The following is a 22,033-nucleotide window of genomic DNA, read 5'->3' as shown; positions in this document are numbered from 1 at the left end:
CCCCCCCCGAAACCGAGGCGGCACTCGAAATGCTGGCCCACCACGGCCTGTTGACGCGCGTCGAGATCGGCGAGGTGAACGGGGAGGCGCAGTACGTCTTCCGCGACGGCCCCGTGCGGCACGTGGCGTACACCCGCGTCCCGCGCGCGGTCCGCGTCGGCGCTCAGGCCCGGGTCGCGCAATGGCTGGAGTCCCAGGAGGACCCGGACTCCCTGCGCAAACTCACCGCGTCCGGCCCGGCCTCGCGCGAACTCCTGCACCTGGCCGCCCTCGCCGAACGCCTCCGAACCCGCCGGGCACGCGACAGACCCGGCGCCACCTGGCACGGGGACTTGGGCACGGTTTGATGCGCCCCGGGCGCCGACGACGTGAACCCTTGGACACCGCGGACCCGACCGACCGCGGCGGCGACGCCCGGGGCACGCGCCCGAGCCCCGCCTACTCCTCCAACGCCGCCTTCAGCCGCTCCAACGTCACCCGCATCGTGCGGCGGTTGTGCGTCGGGCGGTCCCGGACGCCGGTCACGATCGTGCTCAGCACGTGCATCAGCGGGCTGCGCCGGTCCGTCCACGTCTCGGTGACCCGCGTCGCGCCGCCGTCCCCTTCCGGCTCGAACTCGTAACGCCACGAAGAGATCGCCAGACCGCCGGACTTCACGTCGTACGCGAACACCCGGCCCGGCTCGGCCGCGGTGACGGTGCACTGCGTGGACCAGCGGAACCGCCCGTTGCGGTTGTGCCCCGTAAACCGCGTGCCCACGGCCGGCGGTACCGACGAGCCGCGCAGGGTCACCGCGACCGTCTCGGGGCTGCGCGTGCCGACCGTGCGCACGTCGCTCACCGCGGCGTACGCCGCGTCCGGCGGCACCGCGACGGTCACGGACTCGGAGACTGCTCCGGATGCGATGGTCCCTCCCCAGAGACGGCCGGCGCGTCATCGCGCCAGGGGTCAGGCGACGGCAGGTAGTCGGGCAGGTCCTTGCCGACCTGGCCCGGGAAGACCGGATCGCGGCGCGAGAGGAACGCGTCGAAACCCTCGGTTGCGTCCGGGCTGCCGAGGCTGTCCGCCATGAGGCGGGAGTCCAGCACATGGGTCGGCAGCGGTGACGCCATTGTCCCCGTCCGATATACCATCCGCCGGATCACCGCGACAGATACCGGCGCCGTCTTGTCCACGATCGCCTTCGCCAACTGGTAAGCCTTGGGCAGGAGTTGGTCCGGCTCGTGGATGCTGTGCGCGAGGCCGGAAGCCAGCGCCTCCTGCGCGTCGAACGCCCGTCCGCTGATCAGCCAGTCCAGCGCGCACCCCAGACCGACCAGGCGCGGCAGGAACCACGTGGAAGCGCCCTCCGCGAAGATCCCGCGCCTGCTGAAGACGAACCCGAAGCGCGCGTCGGCGGCCACCAGCCGGTAGTCGGCCGGCAGCACAATCGTGGCGCCCGCGCCGACCGCCGCACCGCGGACCGCCGCGATCACCGGCTTGTCCATCGCGAAGATGCGCATGGCACAGTGCCCGGCAGGTTCCTGCCAGGTCTCCCCGGCGGACGAGTCCGGGACCTTCTCGGAGATCAGCCCGATTTCCTCGGCGGAGAGGTCGAGCCCCGTGCAGAAGTGGTCGCCCGCACCGGTGAACACCACGACCCGCACATTCTCGTCGGCGTCCGCCCGGCCGAAGGCGTGCACGAGTTCCTCGGACATGCGCAGCGTGTAGCCGTTTCGGGCGTCCGGCCGGTTCAGCGAAATCGTCGCGATCCGGTCCGCCACCGAATACGTGACCTGCGTGTACGGCGCCGCGTCGTTCAGTTCGTCACTCGCCATGGCCGCCAAGGTAACGCCGGGCCGCCGGATTCGGCCCATCGCCCGTTAACCGCGCGTTCGCGGCCCCCCGAAACCAGGCGATTACCCGGGAATGGACGGCCCGCCCGGCCCGCTCGGTAACTTGACCGACGTGTCTGCCGACAATCGACGAATCAGCGAGCGGAACGGCGTGCCGAACATGATGGAACGCTCCGACATCATCGACCTGTACCGCAAGCATCTCGGCGAAGGCCAGGGCCGCGTCGCGACCATTCTCAACCTGCCCGTCGAGGAATCCGCGAGCGGCGCCCGCGTCCGCACCATCGACGGCCGCGAGATGCTCAACTGCGGGGGCTACGGCGCCTTCTTCGTCGGTGCCGGCCACCCGGCCGTCCTGTCCGCCGTACGCGCGCAACTCGAACGCCAGGCGCTGTCCACGCGCGTGCTGGTCAACGAGGCCGCCGCCCGGGCCGCCGCGGCCCTGACCCGCGTCGCGCCGCCCGGCCTCGACAAGGTGCACTTCTCCTGCTCCGGCGCGGAGGCGGTGGAGACCGCCATCAAGATCGCCCGGGCGAACGGCCGCACGCGCCTGGTCTCGATGACCGGCGGCTACCACGGCAAGACGATGGGCGCGCTGACCGTGACCGCCCGGTCCGTCTACCAGGACCCGTTCCGGCCGCTGCTGCCGAACGCCGCACACGTCCCCTTCGGCGACCCGCAGGCGCTCGCCGACGCGCTGGGCGACGACGCCTCCGACGCCTGCCTCATCCTCGAACCGGTGCAGAGCGAGGGCGGCGTGATCATGCCGCCGGACGGCTACCTCAAGAGCGTGGAGGCGATCTGCCGCGAGCGCGGCGCGATGCTGGTGCTCGACGAGGTCATGACCGGCCTGGGGCGGCTGGGCGCGTGGTGGGGGGCGGACCTGGACGGTGTCGTCCCGGACGCGGTCCTGGTCGGCAAGTGCCTCAGCGGGGGCATGGTGCCGGTCGCCGCCACCCTCGTCTCGCCGGAGTTCTTCGCGCCGTTCGACGCCGACCCGTACCTGCACACGTCCACCTACTCGGCCGCGCCCGTGGCGATGGCCGCCGTCCGCGCCACCGTCGAGACCATCGAGGACGAGGGCCTGGTCGAACGCGCGCGGCTGCTCGGCGAGCGGCTGGTGGCCACGCTGCGGCGGCTGACCGCCGCCTACATCCCGCACCTCGTCGCCGAGGTGCGCGGCCGGGGCGTGCTCATCGGCATCGAGTTCGTCGACGGCCACCTGGCCGCGGAGTTCCTGATGGACCTGATGGACCACGGCGTCATCGCCAACCACTCGATGAACGCGCTCCCCGTCATCCGCTTCACCCCGCCCGCGGTGATGACCGAGGACGACGAGAAGCGGCTCACCGAGGCCGTCGAGGCGGCGTGCGCGGCCTGCGCCGAGCGCTTCCCGCGCCCGGCCGGAGCGGGCGCGTGACCGCCGCCGGAGCCGGGCGGGGAGCCCCCGGGCCCGGCGGCGGCAGCGCGGTGGCCGGGAAGACCGTCCTGGTCACCGGCGCCAGCGGCGTGGTCGGCACGGCGGTCCTGCGCGAGCTGGAGGGCTACGACGTCGTGGCCGCCGTGCACCGCCGCCTCCCCGCCGGATCGGCGCGCGTCGTGCAGATCGACCTGACGAGCCCGCGCCTGGGGCTGGACGCGGCCGCGTACCGCCGCCTCTGCGCGGAGGTCGACGTGGTGGTGCACTCCGCCGCCATCGTCAACTTCACCGCCGACCAGGCCGAGGTGGACCGCGTCAACATCGAGGGCCTCGGCCGCGCGGTGGAGTTCGCGGCCGACGCGGACGCGCTGTTCGTGCAGGTCAGCACCGCGTTCGTGATCCGCCACGTGTCGCAGGGCGGTTCCCTGGGCGGCACGCTGTCGGAGTCCAAGTCCTCGGCGCGGCCGGACGAGTACGTGACGTCCAAGCTCGCCGGCGAGAACATCGTGCGGGCGAGCGGGCTGGACGCGGTGATCGTGCGCCCGTCCGTGGTCGTCGGCGACTCCCGGACCGGCGAGATCCGCGAGGCCCAGGGTGCGCACAGTCTCGCGGAGGCGACACTGAAGGGCACCGTCCCGTTCATCCCGGCCGTCGAAGGCGCGCACGTTGACGTCGTGCCGTGCGACTACGTCGCGATGGGCGTGCGGGCGGTGCTGGACGCCGGGTTGCGGGACGGGGACTACTGGCTCACGGCGGGCGAACACGCGCTGCCCATCCACCGGTTCGTCGAACTCGTCCAGCAGGTCGGCCGCGACCAGGGCCTGACGGTGCCGGAGACCCGGATCGTCGACCCCGCGATGGTCGACCGCCTCGTGCGGCCCGCGTTCGCGGAGGTCCTGAGCGCGGAGGACCTCGCCAAGCTCGACGGCCTGCTGGCGGTGTGCAGCTGTGTCGTGATCCCGGAGAAGCTGCCGAGCTCGCTCGCGGCGCCGTTGGGCCTCCGCGTGCCGCTGGACGCGGAGGACTTCGAGGAGGCGTGGCGCGTCTCGGTGCGCCGGCTGATCCAGGAGATGAACGCGCCCGCACGCAGCAAGCCCGCGTTCGCGTGGGACGCATGAGACGGTCACGACCACGGGTCGGGAAAGGGAATCACCCATGGAATGCTCGGTAGTGCTGGACGCCCGGTTGCCGGGGCAGGACCCGGACGCCGCCTTCGCGCTGGTCGCCGATTTCGAGCAGTACCCGCGGTTGACCGAAAACGTCCGCACCGTGCAGGTCTTCCACCGCGCGGACGGCGACCTGGAGTCGACCTGGGAGGTCAATTTCCGGCGCGGCATCCTGGTGTGGACCGAACGCGACGAGGTCGACACCGCGGGCCGCCGTCTGGAATTCACCCAGACCAAGGGGGATTTCGCGAAATTCGCCGGAACGTGGGAGGTGGAACCGACCCCGGACGGCGCGCTCATCACCTTTACGAGCCGATTCGACCTGGGAATCGCCTCGCTGGCGTCGCTGGTCGACCCGGTCGCCTGCGCCGCCTTGCGCGACAGCATCAGCGAGATTCTGCGGGGCCTGTTCGGCGCCGCGATCGAGATCCGGGAAATAGAGGCTGCTCCGATCACCGCCTGAGCCCGCGACACTGTCCGTAAACCGCCCGCCCGGCCACGTCGGGACGGGCGGTTCTGCGTGCCAGGGGAGAAACGCCAGACCCGGCCCGGGGTCGGACACGGCGCCCGAGGACGGACACGCGACACGGCCGGAGCCCGAAGGGCCCGAGCCCCCGGCGTTCGGCCCCGCCCGTTCCCCGGGCGCCACCGGCAAGGACTCGCGCAGGAGCCCGCCTCCCTGCACGGGCCGCAGGACATGGCACGGTCCGGTGCCTTTCTGGCAGCGCCGCCGCCGGCGACCGTCCTACCCGGCGGCGGGGAAGAAGTCGTCGTCCAGGGCGGCCGCGTCGATCTTGTCGGCGGTCGAGGTCGGGCCCACGCGGGTGAGGATGCGTTCCAGGCTTGCGGTGAGCCGGGTGCGGGCGATGGTGTCCAGGGACAGCTTGCCGAGGGCGGCTTCCAGGCGGTCCAGCTCCTCCAGCACCGCGACGGCGGTCCCGGCCGCGCCGGGGGCGAGTTCGGAGCCGAGGAACGACGCCATGGCGTCGATCGTCGGGTAGTCGAAGACCACCGTGGCCGGCAGCCGCAGGCCGGTGACCGCCGAGAGGCGGTTGCGCAGTTCCACGCCCGAGAGCGAGTCGAAGCCGAGGTCGACCAGGCTGCGCCCGGTGTCGACGGCGTCCGGGGACGCGTGCCCGAGCACCGCCGCGACGTGCGACCGCACCAGGTCCACGAGCAGGCGTTCGGCCTCCTCGGGGCCCGCGTCGGCCAGGGACTCGGCGAGGTCGGCCGCGCCCTCGCCCCCGCCGCGGCGCCCCGCCGGGACCCGGACCAGGCCGCGCAGCAGCAGCGGCACCGCTTCCTCGCCGCCGGTCTCCGCCTGTCCGGCCAGCGCCGCGAGGTCGAGGCGCACCGGCACCTGCACGTCGTCCCGTACGCCCAGCGCGGCGTCGAACGCCGCAAGGCCCTCGTCGGCCGACAGCAGCGCCATTCCGCTGCGTGCCGCCCGACGGGCGAGTGTGTCGCCGGTGCGGTCCGCCATGCCGCCGGTCTGCTCCCACGCGCCCCAGGCCAGCGACAGCGCGGGAAGCCCCGCAGCGCGGCGTACCTGCGCCAGTGCGTCGGTGAAGGCGTTGGCCGCCGCGTAGTTGGCCTGGCCGGGGGAGCCGAGGATGCCCGCGGCCGACGAGAACACCACGAAGGCGACCAAGTCGCGGCGATCCTGCGTGAGTTCGTGCAGGTGCCAGAGCGCGTCCACTTTGGGCCGCAGTACCGCGTCGAGCCGGTCCGGGGTCAGCGACTGCACCAGGCCGTCGTCGAGCGTGCCCGCGAGGTGGAGCACCGCCGTCAACGGCCGCTCCTCCGGGATACCGGCGATCAGGCGTTCGCACTCCACACGCACCGCCGTGTCGGCCGCGACGGTACGCACCGTCGCGCCCGCGGCGGCCATCTCTGCGGCGAACTCGGCGGCGCCCTCCGCGTCCGGCCCGCGTCGGGACGCGAGGAGCAGGTCCCGCACGCCGTGCGCGACGACCAGGTGCCGCGCCAGCAACCGTCCGAGCGCTCCGGTGCCGCCGGTGACCAGCACCGTGCCGTCGCCGAACGCGGCCGAGGCCGGCTCGGCCGCCGTCCGCTCGACGCGGGCGAGGCGCGGCACCAGGGCCTCTCCCGCCCGGAGGGCCGCCTGCGGTTCGCCGGTGGCCAGGACGCCGCCGAGGGCGCCCGCCGAGCGTTCCGTCCCGTCGGTGTCGACCAGCACGAAGCGCCCGGGGTTCTCGGACTGCGCGGAACGCACGAGCCCCCACACGGTCGCGGCCGCGGCGTCCGTGACCGGTTCCCCGGGCGCCGCGGAGACCGCCCCCGAGGTCAGGAGTACCAGGCGCGCGTCCGCGAAGCGCGCGTCGGCCAGCCAGCTCCGCACCAACTCCAGGGCTCGTAGCGAGATTTCGTGCGCCTGAGCGGCGGCGTCGCCGGTCTTGGCGAGCACCGGGTCGGTGGCGACGGGGACGATCACGGTGTGCGGCACCGGCTCCGGCAGGGCGTCGAGCCCGGCCGCGACCGGTACGCCCAGGCCCGCCCACACCTCGGTGAGCGCGGTCGGGGAATCCTCGACGACGGCGAACCGGCCGCCCTTCGGGGTGCCCCGGCCCTGCGGGGTCCACTGCACGCGGAAGAGGCTGTCCTGCGCCCCACTTCCGGACGCGCGCAGCTGCTCGACCGCGACCGGCAGGAACGCCAGTTCGCCGACCGTGGCTACCGGCCTGCCCTTGTCGTCCGCCACCGTCAGGGCCACCCGCTCGCCGTCCAGCCGGGTCAGCCGGACCCGGAGCGACGCGGCCCCGGCGGCGTGCACCTGCACGCCCGTCCAGGCGAACGGCAGGGACACGCGGTCGTCGTCGGGTTCGCGCCCGATCCCAACGGCGTGCAGGGCCGCGTCCAACAGCGCGGGATGCACCGCGAACGACCCGGCCTGCTCCCGCAGTTCCTCGGGCAGCCCGACCTCGGCGAACACCTCGTCGCCGCGCTCCCAGGCGGCCGCCAGACCGCGGAAGCCCGGACCGTAGCGGTAGCCGCGCTCGGCGAGCGCGGGGTAGAAGCCGTCGAGCGCGACCGGCACCCCGCCGGGCGGCGGCCAGACCGCCAGGCGGCCCGGCATCTCGTCGGAGTCGTCGGAGCCGAGCCGGCCCGTGGCGTGGCAGGTCCACGCCTCGTCGGCACCGGCTCCTTCGACGCGGCCGTGGACGGCGATCGGGCGCAGCCCGTCCGCGTCCGCGGACCGCACCACGACACGCAACTGCACGAAATCCTCGGCGGGCATCACCAGCGGTGCCTGGACCAGGAGTTCGCGCACCTGCTCGCAGCCGACCCGGTCGGCGGCCTGCACGGCCAGCTCGACCAGCGCGGTCCCGGGCACCACCACGGAGCCGAGCACGGCGTGGTCGGCGAGCCACGGGTGGGTGTCGAGCGACAGGCGTCCGGTCAGCACCAGGCCGTCGTCATCGGGGAGTTCGACGAGCGCGCCGAGCAGCGGGTGGTCGGCGGAACGCTGCCCCGCGCCCGCCACGTCGCCCGCCCCGGCCCGAACCTTCCGAAGCCAGTACGGCGTGCGTGCGAAGGCATGCGGCGGCAACTCCGCGGACCGGGCGCCGCGGAAGACCGCCGCCCAGTCCACCCGGCCGCCACGGGTGTGCAGCCGCGTCAACGCCTCGGTGAACGCCGCCGGTTCGGGGCGGTCGGCGCGCAGGAGCGGGGTGGCGAGCGCGGGTTCGCCGGCCAGGCAGTCCTGGATCATCGCGGTCGCGGTGCGCCCGGGGCCCAGTTCGACGTACGCCCCGGCACCCTGGCCGCGCAGCCACGCGACACCCTCCGCGAAGCGGACGGTCTGCCGCACGTGCCGCACCCAGTGGCTCGGCATCGCCAACTCGCCCGCCGAAGCCCGCCGTCCGGTCACGTTGGACACGATCGGCACCGTCGGCGCGGTGTACGACAGCCGCTCGGCGACCCTTTCGAACTCGCCCAGCATCGGGTCCATCAGCGGCGAGTGGAACGCGCGGTTCACCTTCAGGCGCTTGATCAGCCGCCCCCTGCCACGCCATTCGGCGGCCAGCGCGGCGACCGCCTCCACCTCGCCGGAGAGCACCAAGGACGCGGGGCCGTTGACGGCCGCGATGCTGACGTTTGGGCCGAGGCCGCCCGCCACGCGCACCTCGTCCTCGGTGGCGCGCACCACGAACATGGCGCCGTCGGTGGTGAGTTCCTGCATCAGGCGACCACGGGCGGCGACCAGGGCGGCGGCGTCCGGCAGTGTCAGCACGCCCGCGACATGGGCGGCCGTCAGCTCGCCGATCGAGTGCCCGACGAGGTAGTCCGGCCGGACGCCCCGTGCGGCCAACAGCCGGTACAGCGCCACCTGGAGTGCGAACAGGCCGGTCTGCGTGTAGACGGTCTCGTCGAGGAGTGCGGCATCGGAGGATCCGGGATCGGCGTACACGATGTCCCGCAGTGGGCGGTCCAGATGCTCGTCCAGCGCCTCGCAGACATCGTCCCAGGCGGCGGCGAAGTCCCGTGATGCGTCGTGAAGTTCCCGTCCCATGCGGATTCGCTGCGAGCCCTGTCCGGAGAACGCGAACACGACCGGGCCGTCGCCGCCCGGCCCCTCCGCGACCGCGGGGTCCGCCGACGGCGCGTCGGAGTCGGCCAAGGTGCCGAGAGCCGAGAGCAGTTCGGCGCGCGTTCCACCGACCACCGCCGCGCGGTACTCCAATGTGGAGCGCGTGGTGGCGAGCGCGGACCCGATCTCGACGGCGCAGACGTCCGGCCGGGAGGCGGCGTGCTCGTGCAACTGCCGTGCCTGGGCCCGCATGTCGGTGCGCGTGCGGCCGGACAGCAGCCATGGCACCGGGAACGCGCCGGAGCGCAGCTCGGCCGGGGCGTCCTCGGACCGCCCGCCCGCCGGAGAGTCTTCCGCTGCGCCTTCCTCCACGATGACGTGGGCGTTCGTGCCGCTGATCCCGAACGACGAGACGGCGGCCCGCCGCGGGCGACCCGCCCGCGGCCACTCCCGCTCCTCGGTGAGCAGTTCGACCGCCCCGGCGGTCCAGTCGATCATCGGCGACGGCGCGTCGACGTGCAGGGTCCTCGGCAGCACCCCGTGCCGCATCGCGAGCACCGTCTTGATCAGCCCCGCGATGCCTGCCGCGGCCTGGGCGTGGCCGATGTTGGACTTCACCGACCCCAGCCACAGCGGCTGTTCGCGGTCCTGGCCGTACGCGGCCAGCAGCGCCTGCGCCTCGATCGGGTCGCCGAGCCGTGTGCCGGTGCCGTGCGCCTCCACCGCGTCGACGTCCGCGGGGCCGAGTCCCGCGTCCGCGAGCGCCTGGGCGATCAGCCGCTGCTGGCTCGGACCGTTGGGCGCGGTGAGGCCGTTGGACGCGCCGTCGTGGTTGACCGCGCTGCCGCGCACGACCGCGAGCACCGTGTGCCCGGCCCGCCGCGCCTCGGACAACCGCTCGCACACCACCACGCCGACGCCCTCCGACCACGCGGTGCCGTCCGCGGCGGCCGCGAAGGACTTGCAGCGGGCGTCGGGCGCCAGCCCCTGTTGGCGGCTGAACTCGGTGAAGACCACCGGGGTCGCCATCACGGTCACGCCGCCCACCAGCGCCATCGAGCACTCGCCCTGGCGCAGCGACCGACAGGCCAGGTGCAGCGCGACGAGAGAGGACGAACACGCCGTGTCGACCGAGAACACCGGGCCCTCCAGGCCCAGCGAGTACGCCACCCGGCCCGAGATCACGCTCGTCGCGTTCCCGGTCATCAGGTGGCCCCACAGGTCCTCGGGCACCTCCTCCGCGCTCAGCGCGTAGTCGCTCTGCACCACGCCCGCGAAGACGCCGGTACGGCTGCCGCGCAGCGCCGCCGGATCGATCCCGGCCCGCTCCAGCGCCTCCCACGACGCCTCCAGCAGCAGCCGCTGCTGCGGGTCCATAGTGACCGCCTCGCGCGGCGAGAGCCGGAAGAACTCGGCGTCGAACTCCGCGGCGTCGTACAGGAATCCGCCCTCGCGCACGGCGGACTTCGGGGGCCGTCCGGGAGCGGCGGCGAACAGGTCGTCCTCGTCCCAGCCGCGGTCTCCGGGGAACGGCCCGATGGCGTCGCGGCCTTCGGCCAGCATGCGCCAGAACTCGTCGGGCGTGCGTACCCCGCCGGGGAAGCGGCACGCCATCGCGACGATGGCTATGGGGTCGTCGGTCGGCTCGCCGGCCCGGTCGGCCTCCTGAGCCGGACCGGCGGCCGGGCCCGGAACCGCTTCCGCGGGCGTCCGCGAACCGGACGCAGACGCAGACGCCGATGCGGCCTCCGCGTCGGCTTCAGCCCGTGCCTCCGCCTCTGCCTCCAGCGATGCGAGTTCGGCGCGCAGGTATTCGGCCAGCGCCACCGGCGTCGGATAGTCGAAGACCAGCGTCGCCGCGAGCCGCAGGCCGAGCGCGGCGCCCAGGGACTCCGCGAACTCCAGGGCGCTCAGCGAGTCGAACCCCTGTTCCTCCAGGCTGCGTTCCGGCGGAATCGACTCGGCGCCGGGCCGGTCGAGCACCTCGGCGGCCTTCTCGCGCACGATCCGGACCAGCGCTCGGGCCCGTTCGGCGTCGGAAGCGGCCGCCGGCCCACGACGGAAAGCAGAAGAAGCAGAAGACCCCACGGCATACCCCACGGAAGATCCCGGCATCGACGACGCCACCTCCCGCGGAAGCTACCGAGATTCGCCCGTCGGGCACCCATCTGCCGGTAACCGGTCGGCCCCCGGCCGCGGAGACCGGGCGGTGACCGGAAGATGGACGACGGCGCCGGTCCGAGCGGTAGCTTCCTGCTCCGACGCAGAGTTCGGGCACTGTTCCGACACCGGTTCGGGGCATGGTGCGGGGAGGCGTGGCAGTGAGCACGTTCATCGAAACCATCGTCGCCGTGGCGGCCGAATCGCCGAAAGGCATGACGACCGGAGAACCGCACAAGCCCGTACGGCGCCCCTGGGCGGACGTCATCCGGAACGCCCGCGGCGGCGCGGCGGAACTCGTGGCGAGCGGACTGCGCCCCGGGGACGCCGTGGCGATCCTCGGCGCCGAACTGTCCCAGACGGTGCACGCCGCGGTGTCCGTGTGGCTGGCCGGCGGCAGCACCACGATGCTGCACGAACCCGGGCACCGTGCGAACCCCGAGGCATGGCAGACCTCGACGCTGCACGCGCTGCGGACCGTCGACGCGAGCCTGGTGCTGCTCGGCCGCCCTTACGAGGCGGTCGCGGAACTCCTGCGCGCCCGCGGCCACGACGCCCGGCTCATCGAGGAACTGGAGCGCCCGGACGCGGACTTCGCGTTCACCCCGGTGGACGTGGGGGAGGACGCCCCCATCCTGCTGCAACTGACGAGCGGGTCGACCTCCGAGCCCAAGGCCGCGCGCATGACGCACGGCAACCTCATGGCGAACCTCCGAGACTTCACCCGGGCCCGCGATTTCGGACGCCCCGACGACGTCATGGTGTCGTGGGTCCCGCTGTTCCACGACATGGGCATGGTCGGCTGCTTCATCGGGTCACTGGTCTCGGGCATGGAACTCGTCGCGGTCACTCCCCTGGAGTTCATGCAATACCCCGGCATATGGCAGGAGTTGATACACCGGCACCGGGGGACCATCACCGCCGCGCCGAACTTCGCGTACCTGCTCATGGCGCGCCAGCTCGCCGCCGCGGAGCCGGGTTCGCTGGACCTGTCGTGCGTGCGCATCATGGGCAACGGCGGCGAGCCGATCGACCCGGACGGAATGCGCGCGCTGGAGGCCGCCGGCGCCCGGTTCGGGCTCGACCCGCGCGTCCTCGCGCCGGTCTACGGCGCCGCCGAGAACGGCGTCCTCATCACCATGTCGGCCGAGGGCGAGGGCGTCGTCGTCGACGCCATCGACGCGGCCGCGCTGGAGAAGGAGCGCCGCGCGGTCCCGGCCGACCCGGACGCCCCGCCGACCGAGGTCCGCCGCTTCACGCTGCTCGGGTACGTGCTGCCGTCCGTCGACCTGCGCATCGTCGGCGAGAAGGGCGAGATCCTCGGCGAGCGCGAGGTCGGCGCGATCCAACTGCGCGGCTCCTCGGTCACCGACGCGTACTCCACCGAGGACGGCGTCGTGTCGTCCCGGACCGCCGACGGCTGGCTCGACATGGGCGACGACGGCTACCTCGTGGGCGACCGGCTCGTGGTCTGCGGGCGGCGCAAGGACGTCATCATCATGGGCGGCCGCAACATCTTCCCGACCGACATCGAGCGCTCCGCGACCGCCGTCGAGGGCGTCCGGGCCGGCAACGTGATCGCCGTGCGCGTGGCCGAGGACGGCGTGGGCGGCATCCACAAGGAGGGGTTCGCGGTGCTCGCCGAGTCCAGGCAGCACGCCGACCCGGCGGCCGCCGAGCGGATCCGCGAGGCGGTCGCCGCACGCGTGCTCTCGGACGTGGGAGTGCGCCCGGCCCGCGTGGTGGTGCTGCCGCCGGCCACGCTCCCCAAGACGTCGTCGGGCAAACTGCGCCGCTCGGCGGCCCTCAACCTGCTCTGACTGGAGGGTCACGCATGCGATCCCTGGACCACGCGCGCGAGACGTGCGAGGGCTACCTGCCGGGACTCCTGGACGGGCTCGCCCGCGTCCCGCTCGCCGACCGCGAGGCGCCGGGCAGCCCGGCGATCGAGCTGTTCCGCAAAAGCCGCGGCCCCGCACTGGTGATCCCCACGGAGTACGGCGGACTGGGCGCGGGCCCGCTGGAGGCCCTGCGCGCGCTGCGGGCCATCGGTGCCGCGTCACCGTCCCTCGCCGTCGCGTCGACGATGCACCACTTCTCCGTCGCCACGCTCTTCACGCTCGCCGACAGCCTCCAGAAGTCCGGGCTGGAATGGGCGCTCCTGGAGGCCGTCGCGCAGGAAAACCTGCTGGTGGCCTCCGGGTTCGCCGAGGGCCGCACCGAACAGGGCATCCTGTCGCCGACCATGAGCGCCGTCCCGGTCGACGGCGGCTACCGCGTCAACGGCGCCAAGAAGCCGTGCAGCCTCGCCCATTCCATGGACCTGCTCACCGCCGCGCTGACGGTGCCCGGCGAGGACGGCAAGCCCGAACTCGCGGTGCTGCTCATCCCGTCCACCGCCGAGGGCATCACCCGGCACCCCTTCTGGGGCAGCCGCGTGCTGGCCGGTGCGGAGAGCGACGAGGTGCGGCTGACCGACGTGTTCGTCGAAGAGCAACTGGTCGTCCGTACCGAGGCCCGCGAGGGCGACGGCCTCGACGAACTCCAGACCGTGGGGTTCCTGTGGTTCGAGCTGCTCATCTCCGCGGGCTACCTCGGCGCGGTCAGCACGCTCGTCGAGCGTGCCCTGACCGAGAAACGCGGATCCGCCGTCGAGCGGTCGGCGGTCGCCTGCCGCCTGGAATCCGCGGCCCTTCTCCTCGAAACCGTCGCGCAGCGCATCGCCGACGGCGCCTCCGGCAATGAGGCGCTGGCCGAGGTGCTGATCGCCCGCTACGCGGTCCAGGACGCCCTCAACGACGCCGGCGCCAAGGCCGTCGAACTGCTGGGCGGCATGGCCTTCATCGGCGGGGACGAAGTGGCGTACTACGCCGCGGCGTACCACTGCCTCGGCTTCCACCCGCCGTCCCGGTCCCGGACGGCGCCGTCGCTCCTGGACTACCTGGAGGGCACCGGGCCGGTGCTGGTCGGCTGACCACCCCCCGCACCCTCCCGCGCCTCCCGCACCGCACCCCCTCACACCCCTCACACCCCTCACACCCCTCACACCCCTCACACCTCCCGCACCTCCCGCACCCCGCTCCGCCGAGGCACCACCGACGCGCATCACCGACGCGCACCACCGACAGCGCGCACCGCAGACAGACAGGAGCCGGCAATGACCGAGCGCACCGGACCGGACGGCGCCATCCGCAAGTACGCCCCGGAGGCGGACTGGGACACCGCCCGCACGCTGTTCGACGGGGGCGACGAACTCGTGCTCACGGCCGAGCAGTGCGGGCTCCGCTACTGGTTCGACAACGTGCCGTACGGCACCCTGCGCGGGCACGCCGAGGGCCACCTGCCCGAGGTCACCACCCCCGACGTCGTGCGCGAGCCGGGGCCGTTGCACGACGTCCTGATCCGCGAGGTGGCCTTCCGCACGCTCGCCGAGGAGCGCGCCGCCGGATCGCTCGGCTACCTCGTGCTCGACGCGCCCGACCTGGCGTGCATGGAGTTCTACGCCACCCAGCTCATCGACGAGACCCGGCACGCCATGGTCTTCCGCGAGCACCTGGTGGACCTCGGCGTGCCGCGCGAGGAGGTCCAGGCCCGCCTGGACGAGCTGAACGCCGACGACCGGGCGAACATCATCACGCCGCTGGAGGAGTACGTCCTGCCGGTGATCCGCGACCAACACGACTTCCACGGCGCGGTCGTGCTGCTCACGACCCTCGTGGAAGGCGTGCTGGCACCGGCGTTCGAACAGAGCGAGCTCAAATGGCGGCCGATCGACCCGGTCATGGCGGACATCCAGAAGGGCGCCGGCATCGACGAGGTCCGGCACCTCGCGGTCGGCAGCTCCATCGTGCGCCGTCACCTCGCCGACAACCCCGGCGAGACCGAGCGCATCGCGGAGATCGTCCGCGGCGGCATGCACCTGTTCTACGAACTCCCCGTCGTACCGCAGCAGCAGGCCTGGGAAACGCTGTTCCAGGAGGGCATCGAGCAGCACGCCGACCTGCTCGCCGACTACGAACTCTGGCCCGGCCGCAGGCTCCTGGACACCACGCCCGACGAACGGATCGGCAAGACGCTGGAGATGACCTTCCGGATCCACGAGAACCGGCTCAAGGACATGGGCCTCGCCTCCGCCCTCACCTGACCGGCACCGTTCCCCCCAAGGAGGGAAGAGCACCGTGACACAGCCCAACGGCTCCACACCGTTCGCGGGGGACGCGGTCGAGGAGGCCCGGCCCAAGCCGCGCTTCCTCACCGAGTTCACGCCCACCCGGGCCACCAAACGTCTGCATCCCGGGGCCCGCAAGCCGGCCGTCGCCAAGCTCGGTGAGCTGTGGCACGTCACCGCGCAGCGCAACCCGACCCAGACGATGATCGTGGACAGCCCGCCGGGCATCGACCCGGACAACGGCTGCACCCGCACCAATGCACAGTGGGCCGAGCTGGTCGACAAGATGGCCTCCTGGCTGCACGCCGCGGGGGTGCGGCCGTGGGACCGGGTCGCCATCATGAAGGCCAACCACTTCGACATCTTCATCACCGCCAGCGCGGTGGCCCGCCTCGGCGCGATCCCGGCCCTGCTGTCCGGGACGTACGCCCCCGAGGTCGTGCAGACGCTGCTGGAGCGCCTGGAGAAGCCGTTCCTGCTGACCGACCGCGAGCACATCGAGCGGTGCGGCCTCAGCAAGGAGGTCGTCTCGACGTACACGCTCCGGACGATCAGCGTGGACGGCGCCCCCGACCGGCCCGACATCGAGGACCTGTCCGCCCTGCACGGCGCGCCGCCCGCCGTTCCGCGACTGCGCGAGTACAAGGAACCGATGATCATCACCCACACGTCGGGCACGACCGGCTACCCCAAGCTGGTCATGCACTCGGCGGAGTCGGTGTACTCCATGGGCGTGGTGGAGAGCAACCGGTGGCCCCGGTGGCTCGGCAAGAAGGACACCATGCTCTTCTGCGACCCGTTCACGCACGAGCGCCTGACCACGTTCACGCTGGCGGTCGCCACGACCACGCCGCGCATGCTGTGGGTGGGCGACCCGTCCATCGAGACGGCCCGCCGGATGTTGGCCGAGTACCGGCCGAACCTGGTCGAGACGCTGCCCAACATCTACATGTCCTGGGAGCCACTGGCCCGGGACCCGGCACGGCTGTTCAAGCAGGTGCGGCTGTTCCTCAACTCGTTCGACGCGATCCACACCCGCACCATCCGGCTGTTCATGAGCGCGACCGACGTCAAGCTGCCGTTCTGGGTGCAGTCGTGGAGCCAGAGCGAGAACGGCGTCCTGTGCATGCGCCCGTACCTGCGCTTCATGGTGCGCAAGCGCGGCCACCTGCCGCCGCCCACGCAGTTGCTCGGCTGGGCGCTCTACCCGCACTGCCGGCTCCGCGCGGTGGACCCGACCACCGGCCGCAAGCTCAAGCCCAACCAGATCGGCCTGATCGAGATCAGCCAGCCCGGCCGCTGCCTCGCCTACGTGGCGGAGCAGGAGCGCCACGACATCAAGGTCAACGGGAAGTGGTGGCACACCGGCGACCTCGGCCTCATGAACCGGTGGGGCGCGGTGCGGCTGGTGGACCGGGAGATCGACCGCATCGACAACGAGAACAACGACGCGATCAGCGGCATCGCCATCGAGGACGTGATCCTCGACCGGCTGCCGCAGACGTCCGAGGTCGTCATCCTGCCGCAGGCCGGCGAGCTGCCGGTGCCCGTCGTCAGCACGTACGACGACGTGCCGATCGGCGACGCCGAGTGGGCGGAGGCCATCGTCGACCTGCCGAAGCTGGCGGCCCGCATCCAGGTCTCGTGGGACGAGATCCCGCGCACCGGCACCTGGAAGGTCAGGCGCCTCGACCTGCGCGAACAACTCCTCGGGGCCAAGGGCATCGGTATCGGACGCTGGACCTGACGGGATGCTCGACCTGCTCGGACGTCTCGCCTACCGGCGCCGCCGGGCGTTCGTCGCCGCCGCGGTCCTCTTCGCCGCCCTCGCGGGCGTGTGGGGGTCCACCGTCTTCGACCACCTGACCGGCACCGGGTTCACGTACGCGGACAGCGAGAGTTCGCGTGCCGCCGAACTGCGCCGCGGCGTCGGCGGGTCGGCGGACGCGGACGTCGTGGTCGTCTTCCGGAGCGAAAGGACGACCGTCGACGACCCCGCGTACGAGCAGGCGGCCCAGCGGGTGCTGACCGGTCTGCCCGCCGAGCACGTCCAGGAGGTCACCTCCTACTGGACGGCCCGGCGGGAGGACCTGGTCAGCCCGGACCGGCACACCACATTCGCCGCGCTCCAGATGGTCGGCGGCGACGAGGCCGAGCGCACCGACAACTACACCGAGATCCGCGACCTGCTGGAGTCGCCGGACCTGGAGGTCACCGTCGGCGGCCCGGCCTCGCTCTACGACGAGGTCAACACCCAGGTCCGCAAGGACCTCACGCGTGCCGAAAGCCTCGCGCTGCCCGTGCTGTTCCTGCTGCTCGTGGTGATCTTCCGCAACGTGCGGGCCGCGCTGCTGCCGGTCGTCATCGGCATCCTCGCGATCATCGGCTCGCTCGCCGCGCTGCGCTTCCTCACGTACGTCACCGACGTCTCGGTGTTCGCGGTCAACATCGTGACCTTGCTGGGCCTCGGACTGGCCATCGACTACAGCCTGTTCGTGGTCAGCCGGTTCCGCGAGGAGATGGCCGCGGGCCTCGGCGTCCCCGAGGCGCTGCGCGCCACGATGCGCACCGCGGGACGCACCATCACGGTCTCCGCGGTCACCGTCGCAGTGGCGCTGTCCAGCCTGTTCGTGTTCCCGCAGACCTTCCTGCGCTCCCTCGGGCTGGGCGGCATCGCGGCGGTGCTGCTCGCGGTGGTCTTCTCGCTCACCGTCATGCCGGCGCTGCTGGCGATGCTCGGACCGCGCGCGGCGGCCTGGCGTCCGCGGCGCGAGCGGGCCGAGTCGGCGGACGACCGGGGGAATTGGGAGCGCATCGCGCGGGCCGTGATGCGGCGGCCGATCGCGGTCGCGGTGTCGGTGACCGGGGTGCTGGTCGTGCTCGGACTGCCGTACCTCCACGTGTCCTACGGGTGGGTGGACTCCCGGATCATGCCCGCGAGTTCGCACAGCAGGCAGGCGCAGGAGCGGCTGGACTCCGACTTCGCCCGCAACATCACCAACCAGGTCGAGATCGCCGTCGAACTGGCGGCGCCGGCGCGGTCCCCGGAGGGCGGGGCCGCGCTCGCCGAGTACCTGGAGCGTGTGCGGGCGGTGCCCGGCATCACCGGGGCCGAGGTGACCGGCGCGGCGGGCGACACCGCGAAGATCGACGCGAGGTTCGGCATCGAGGCCATCTCCGAGGAGGCGAGACAACTCGTCCAGGAGGTGCGCGCGGTGCCGGCGCCGCCGGGCGGCGAGGTCCATGTGGGCGGGAACACCGCGGTGTTCGCCGACCTGCTCGACGTGCTGGCCGAACGGCTGCCGTGGATGCTGGCCGTCATGGTGCTCGCCACCTTCGTGCTGCTGTTCTTCTCCTTCGGATCGGTGGTGCTGCCGGTCAAGGCGATCCTGATGAACATCCTGAACCTGCTGGCCGCCTTCGGCGTCGTGGTGTTCGTGTTCCAGGACGGCAACCTGACCGGCATCCTCGACTTCACCCCGACCGGCAACATCGACGTCGTCCAGCTCATCGTGATCCTGGGCGTGGCCTTCGCGCTGTCCATGGACTACGAGGTGTTCCTGCTCTCCCGGGTGCGGGAGCAGTACGACATCACCGGCGACAACCGCGAGGCAGTCGCGGTCGGATTGCAGCGCAGCGGGCGGATCATCACCGCGGCCGCGCTGCTGCTCGTGGTGGTGATCGGCGCGTTCACGACCGCTGACCTGCTCACTGTGAAGATCATCGGCGTGGGGCTGGCCACCGCGATCATCGTCGACGCGACGGTGGTCCGCGTGCTGCTGGTCCCGGCGACGATGCGGCTGCTGGGGGAGTACAACTGGTGGGCGCCGCGGTTCGCCCGGCCGTGGTACGCCCGTTGGGGGGTGCGCGAGTCGGACGGCGAGCCGGCGCGACGGCGCGAGCCGCTTCAGGAGTCGCCGAAGTGACGTGACATGACGTGGGGGTGGTCGTGTGGCCTGGGAACTGTCCGAGCGGGACGCCCAGATCGATGCGGGTCTGCTGTCGCCGGTGCGGGCGGGCACACCCGTCGAGGCCGCGGTGAGCGACCGCGCGTGGCTGGCCGCGATGTTGGCCGCCGAAGCCGCGCTGGCCCGGGCGCAGGCCCGGCTCGGGGTGGTGCCGCCGGACGCCGCCGACGTGATCTCGGCGGTCGCCCGCAGCGCGGAACTCGACGTCCGACAACTCGCGTTGGCCGCCCGCGAGACGGCGAATCCGATCGTCGGACTGGTGCGCGCCTTCACCGACCTGGTCGCCGAGGTCGACCCGGTGGCCGCCGAGTACGTGCACCGCGGATCGACCAGCCAGGACGTCTTCGACACCGGCGCCATGCTGGTCGCGGCCGGGGCGCTCGACCTCGTGCTGGCCGATCTGCGGTCGGTGGCGGCGGAGTTGGGCCGCCACGCGGCGGAGCACCGGGACACGGTCGTGGCCGGACGCACGCTCGCCCTGCACGCGGTGCCGACCACCTTCGGCCTCAAGGCCGCCGGGTGGCGCGAACTCGTCCTCGCGGCGGGCGAGCGGCTCGGCCGGGTCCGCCGGGAGGGCCTGCCGGTCTCGCTGGGCGGCGCCGCCGGGACGCTCGCCGGGTATCTGGAGTTCGCCCGCGTCGACAACCCGGCCGACCCCTCGCCGCAGACCTACCATGCGCGCTTGGGCCGGGAGTTCGCCGCCGAGACGGGCCTTGTCCGTCCGCGGCTGCCGTGGCACACGCTGCGCACCCCGATGGCCGACCTCGCGGCGGGGCTGGCCTTCGCCGCCGGGGCGCTCGGGAAGTTCGCCGTGGACGTGCAGATCCTCGCCCGTACGGAGGTGGGCGAGGTGAGCGAGCCGGCAGTCGCCGGGCGGGGGAGTTCGTCGGCCATGCCGCACAAGCGAAACCCCGTGCTGGCCGCGATGATCCGCAGCGCCGCGCTCCAAGTCCCGGTGCTGGCCGCCGGATTGACGCAGTCACTGATGTCCGAGGACGAACGCTCCGGCGGCGGCTGGCAGGCCGAATGGCAGCTCCTGCGCGAATGCCTGCGCCTGACGGGCGGCGCGGCGCACACCGCGGTCGAGTTGGCCGCCGGGTTGGAGGTCCGCGCGGACCGCATGCGCGCGAACGTCGACCTCACCGGAGGGCAACTCGTCTCGGAGCGCGTCGCCGCCGTCCTCGCACCGCTGCTCGGCAAGGCCGCCGCCAAGCGGCTGCTGTCCGAGGCGTCCGACACGGCACGGACCTCGGAACGGCCGCTCGGCGACGTCCTGGCCGACGCGGTGGAGCTGAGGGGCCTGCTCCCGCCGGAGGAACTGCGGGACCTGTGCGACCCGGAGCGCTACACCGGCGCCGCGGGCGCCCTCGTGGACGGGGTTTTGCGCGACGAGCCGGGTGAAGTGGACTGAGGCGTGGGAGCGTTCGTGCGGTCGGGGTTCGGCGGCACCGCGGCTGCGGCGGCCGCGGCGCACCGGCCGGGACCGGGGCAGGCGCCGGACGGCCAAGCGGGTGCCGTCTCGGAGGTGGGCGCGGGCAGCTCCGCGGGAAACGTTTCCGCGTACGGCTGCTGCCCGGTCAGCACGAGCCGGTGCACGCGGCGCAGTCCGGGACCGGGATCGACGCCCAACTCGTCGCGCAGCAGGTGCCGGAAGTCCTCAAGGGCGGCGACCGCGGCGGCCTGTCGGCCCGAGCAGTAGAGCGCCAGGACGTGCAGTTCGCGCAGGCGCTCGCGTAACGGATTCTCCGCCACGAGCGCGGACAGCTCGGCCGCCGCGCGCACGTGTCGCCCCAACTCCAGCTCCAGCGACAGCAGTTCCTCGGTCAGGGAGAGCCGCAGGTCGGCCAGGGCCGCTCGCCAGGACGCCGCGAACTGGCCGGGCACCCCGGCCAGCGGGGTTCCCGACCACAGCGCGAGCGCTTCGCGGAGGCACAGCGCCGCGAGCGCCTTGCCGCCCTCCTCGCGGGCCGCCTGGGAGCGCGCGAGCCAGGCGTGGCAGCGCGCGAGGTCGACGTCGTCGGTGCCGACGCGCAGCGCGTACCCGTCGCCGATCGACGCGATCAGGTGCTCGCCGCCTCCGTCCAGGACCTGCCGCAGCCGGTAGATGTACGTGCGCACGGTCGCCGCCGCCGAACGGGGCGGGGCCGCACCCCAGACCGCGTCGATCAGCCCGGACGTCGACACCTGTGCGCCTTCGCGCAGCACGAGCGCCGCCAGGACGGCCTGCTGCTGTGGAGCCCCCGTGCGGAGTTCGGAATCGCCGCGCCAGGCCCGAACCGGACCGAGCACGGCAAAGCGTATTTCCCCGGTCATGCGACGCCCCTCCCGAAGGACCACGGACATACCCCAACCAACCATAGTTAATGGTTAGTAACAAGCGCCCCGCCCGCAGTCTGGGGGCGCCCCCAATCTTTCGCCCGATCCTCAACCCCGAACCGCCGATGCGCTACCAGAGGAGCGCACCGACTTTCGACGACAAGGGACTTCGGACGCAGGAAGCCAAGGACGCCATGCACCGGCCCGAAGGCCGGGACGAGGAGGCCGTGGCGAGGGCGCGGTGGATGCGGAGGCCGAGCCGAGGCGCGGTCGGGGTCGGGCTCGGCGCGAGCGGACACGCCCCCGCTCGCACGCCCCTCCGCACGCCCCGGCCCACGGGCTGCTCCGCACGGTCCGCCCTCGGCGGGGCGCCCGAGCGGGCATATGAGTTGGAGACGGGGGCAGTTGGTGCTCGGGGCGGGGCACGAGCGACAGGGGCTCGTGCCCC

The 22,033-nt window shown here is 72.9% G+C and carries 14 protein-coding genes; 10 read left to right on the top strand and 4 right to left on the bottom strand.

What is annotated here, in order from left to right; genetic code table 11:
* The coding region (locus tag ACRX5S_RS25035; protein ID WP_436775332.1) for a hypothetical protein at positions 1-347 on the top strand (347 nt) is incomplete at its 5' end.
* A gap of 91 nt (positions 348-438) precedes the next feature.
* Here the strand turns inward: ACRX5S_RS25035 and ACRX5S_RS25030 are convergent.
* Entirely contained in the window at positions 439-879 is a 441-nt protein-coding gene (locus ACRX5S_RS25030; RefSeq protein WP_436775331.1) for an SRPBCC family protein, read from the bottom strand.
* Positions 876-1,817, bottom strand: a complete 942-nt coding sequence (locus ACRX5S_RS25025) for an enoyl-CoA hydratase-related protein (RefSeq protein WP_436775330.1) — start codon at positions 1,815-1,817, stop codon at positions 876-878. The genes ACRX5S_RS25030 and ACRX5S_RS25025 overlap by 4 nt, the downstream gene beginning before the upstream one ends.
* Positions 1,818-1,947: 130 nt before the next feature.
* On the opposite strand from ACRX5S_RS25025, the gene ACRX5S_RS25020 reads away from it, so the two are divergent.
* The 3 genes from ACRX5S_RS25020 to ACRX5S_RS25010 are packed head-to-tail and all read left to right on the top strand — an operon-like array spanning position 1,948 to position 4,884.
* Positions 1,948-3,255 carry an aspartate aminotransferase family protein gene (locus ACRX5S_RS25020; RefSeq protein ID WP_436775329.1) on the top strand — a complete coding sequence of 436 codons (1,308 nt, stop codon included), beginning with the start codon at positions 1,948-1,950 and terminating at the stop codon, positions 3,253-3,255.
* Positions 3,252-4,373: an SDR family oxidoreductase gene (locus ACRX5S_RS25015; RefSeq protein WP_436775328.1), complete on the top strand. Its 1,122-nt coding sequence runs from the start codon at positions 3,252-3,254 to the stop codon at positions 4,371-4,373. Before ACRX5S_RS25020 ends, ACRX5S_RS25015 begins: the two co-directional genes overlap by 4 nt.
* 52 nt (positions 4,374-4,425) lie before the next feature.
* Positions 4,426-4,884, top strand: coding sequence for a type II toxin-antitoxin system RatA family toxin (locus ACRX5S_RS25010; RefSeq protein ID WP_436775327.1), 459 nt, complete (start codon positions 4,426-4,428; stop codon positions 4,882-4,884).
* 282 nt (positions 4,885-5,166) lie between these two features.
* Here ACRX5S_RS25010 and ACRX5S_RS25005 read toward each other — a convergent pair whose 3' ends face one another.
* Positions 5,167-10,977 carry a type I polyketide synthase gene (locus tag ACRX5S_RS25005; protein ID WP_436775326.1) on the bottom strand — a complete coding sequence of 1,937 codons (5,811 nt, stop codon included), beginning with the start codon at positions 10,975-10,977 and terminating at the stop codon, positions 5,167-5,169.
* Positions 10,978-11,294: 317 nt separating this feature from the next.
* Here ACRX5S_RS25005 and ACRX5S_RS25000 point away from each other — a divergent pair, with 317 nt between their 5' ends.
* The 6 genes from ACRX5S_RS25000 to pcaB all read left to right on the top strand — a co-directional run bounded on the left by ACRX5S_RS25000 (position 11,295) and on the right by pcaB (position 20,680).
* Entirely contained in the window at positions 11,295-12,953 is a 1,659-nt protein-coding gene (locus ACRX5S_RS25000) for a long-chain-fatty-acid--CoA ligase (protein ID WP_436775325.1), read from the top strand.
* A 14-nt stretch (positions 12,954-12,967) separates the two neighbouring features.
* Positions 12,968-14,107 (top strand): acyl-CoA dehydrogenase, encoded by a 1,140-nt coding sequence (locus tag ACRX5S_RS24995; RefSeq protein ID WP_436775324.1) that lies wholly within the window; start codon positions 12,968-12,970, stop codon positions 14,105-14,107.
* A 183-nt stretch (positions 14,108-14,290) separates the two neighbouring features.
* Positions 14,291-15,277, top strand: coding sequence for a VlmB-like protein (locus ACRX5S_RS24990; protein WP_436775323.1), 987 nt, complete (start codon positions 14,291-14,293; stop codon positions 15,275-15,277).
* 34 nt (positions 15,278-15,311) lie between these two features.
* Positions 15,312-17,048: a class I adenylate-forming enzyme family protein gene (locus tag ACRX5S_RS24985; protein WP_436775322.1), complete on the top strand. Its 1,737-nt coding sequence runs from the start codon at positions 15,312-15,314 to the stop codon at positions 17,046-17,048.
* Between the two features lie 4 nt (positions 17,049-17,052).
* A complete protein-coding gene (locus ACRX5S_RS24980; RefSeq protein ID WP_436775321.1) occupies positions 17,053-19,227 on the top strand; it encodes an MMPL family transporter in 2,175 nt (724 codons plus the stop codon).
* A 25-nt stretch (positions 19,228-19,252) separates the two neighbouring features.
* A complete protein-coding gene (pcaB, locus tag ACRX5S_RS24975) occupies positions 19,253-20,680 on the top strand; it encodes a 3-carboxy-cis,cis-muconate cycloisomerase (RefSeq protein ID WP_436775320.1) in 1,428 nt (475 codons plus the stop codon).
* Here the strand turns inward: pcaB and ACRX5S_RS24970 are convergent.
* On the bottom strand, positions 20,614-21,582 hold the full coding sequence (locus tag ACRX5S_RS24970) for an AfsR/SARP family transcriptional regulator (protein ID WP_436775319.1): 969 nt from the start codon (positions 21,580-21,582) through the stop codon (positions 20,614-20,616). The two genes, pcaB and ACRX5S_RS24970, sit on opposite strands and share 67 nt — an antisense overlap.
* Positions 21,583-22,033 lie beyond the last annotated feature (451 nt).

It is taken from the genome of Yinghuangia sp. YIM S09857 (assembly GCF_051388915.1).
GTDB lineage: Bacteria > Actinomycetota > Actinomycetes > Streptomycetales > Streptomycetaceae > Yinghuangia.
This window is presented reverse-complemented; position numbering and strand designations above follow the sequence as displayed.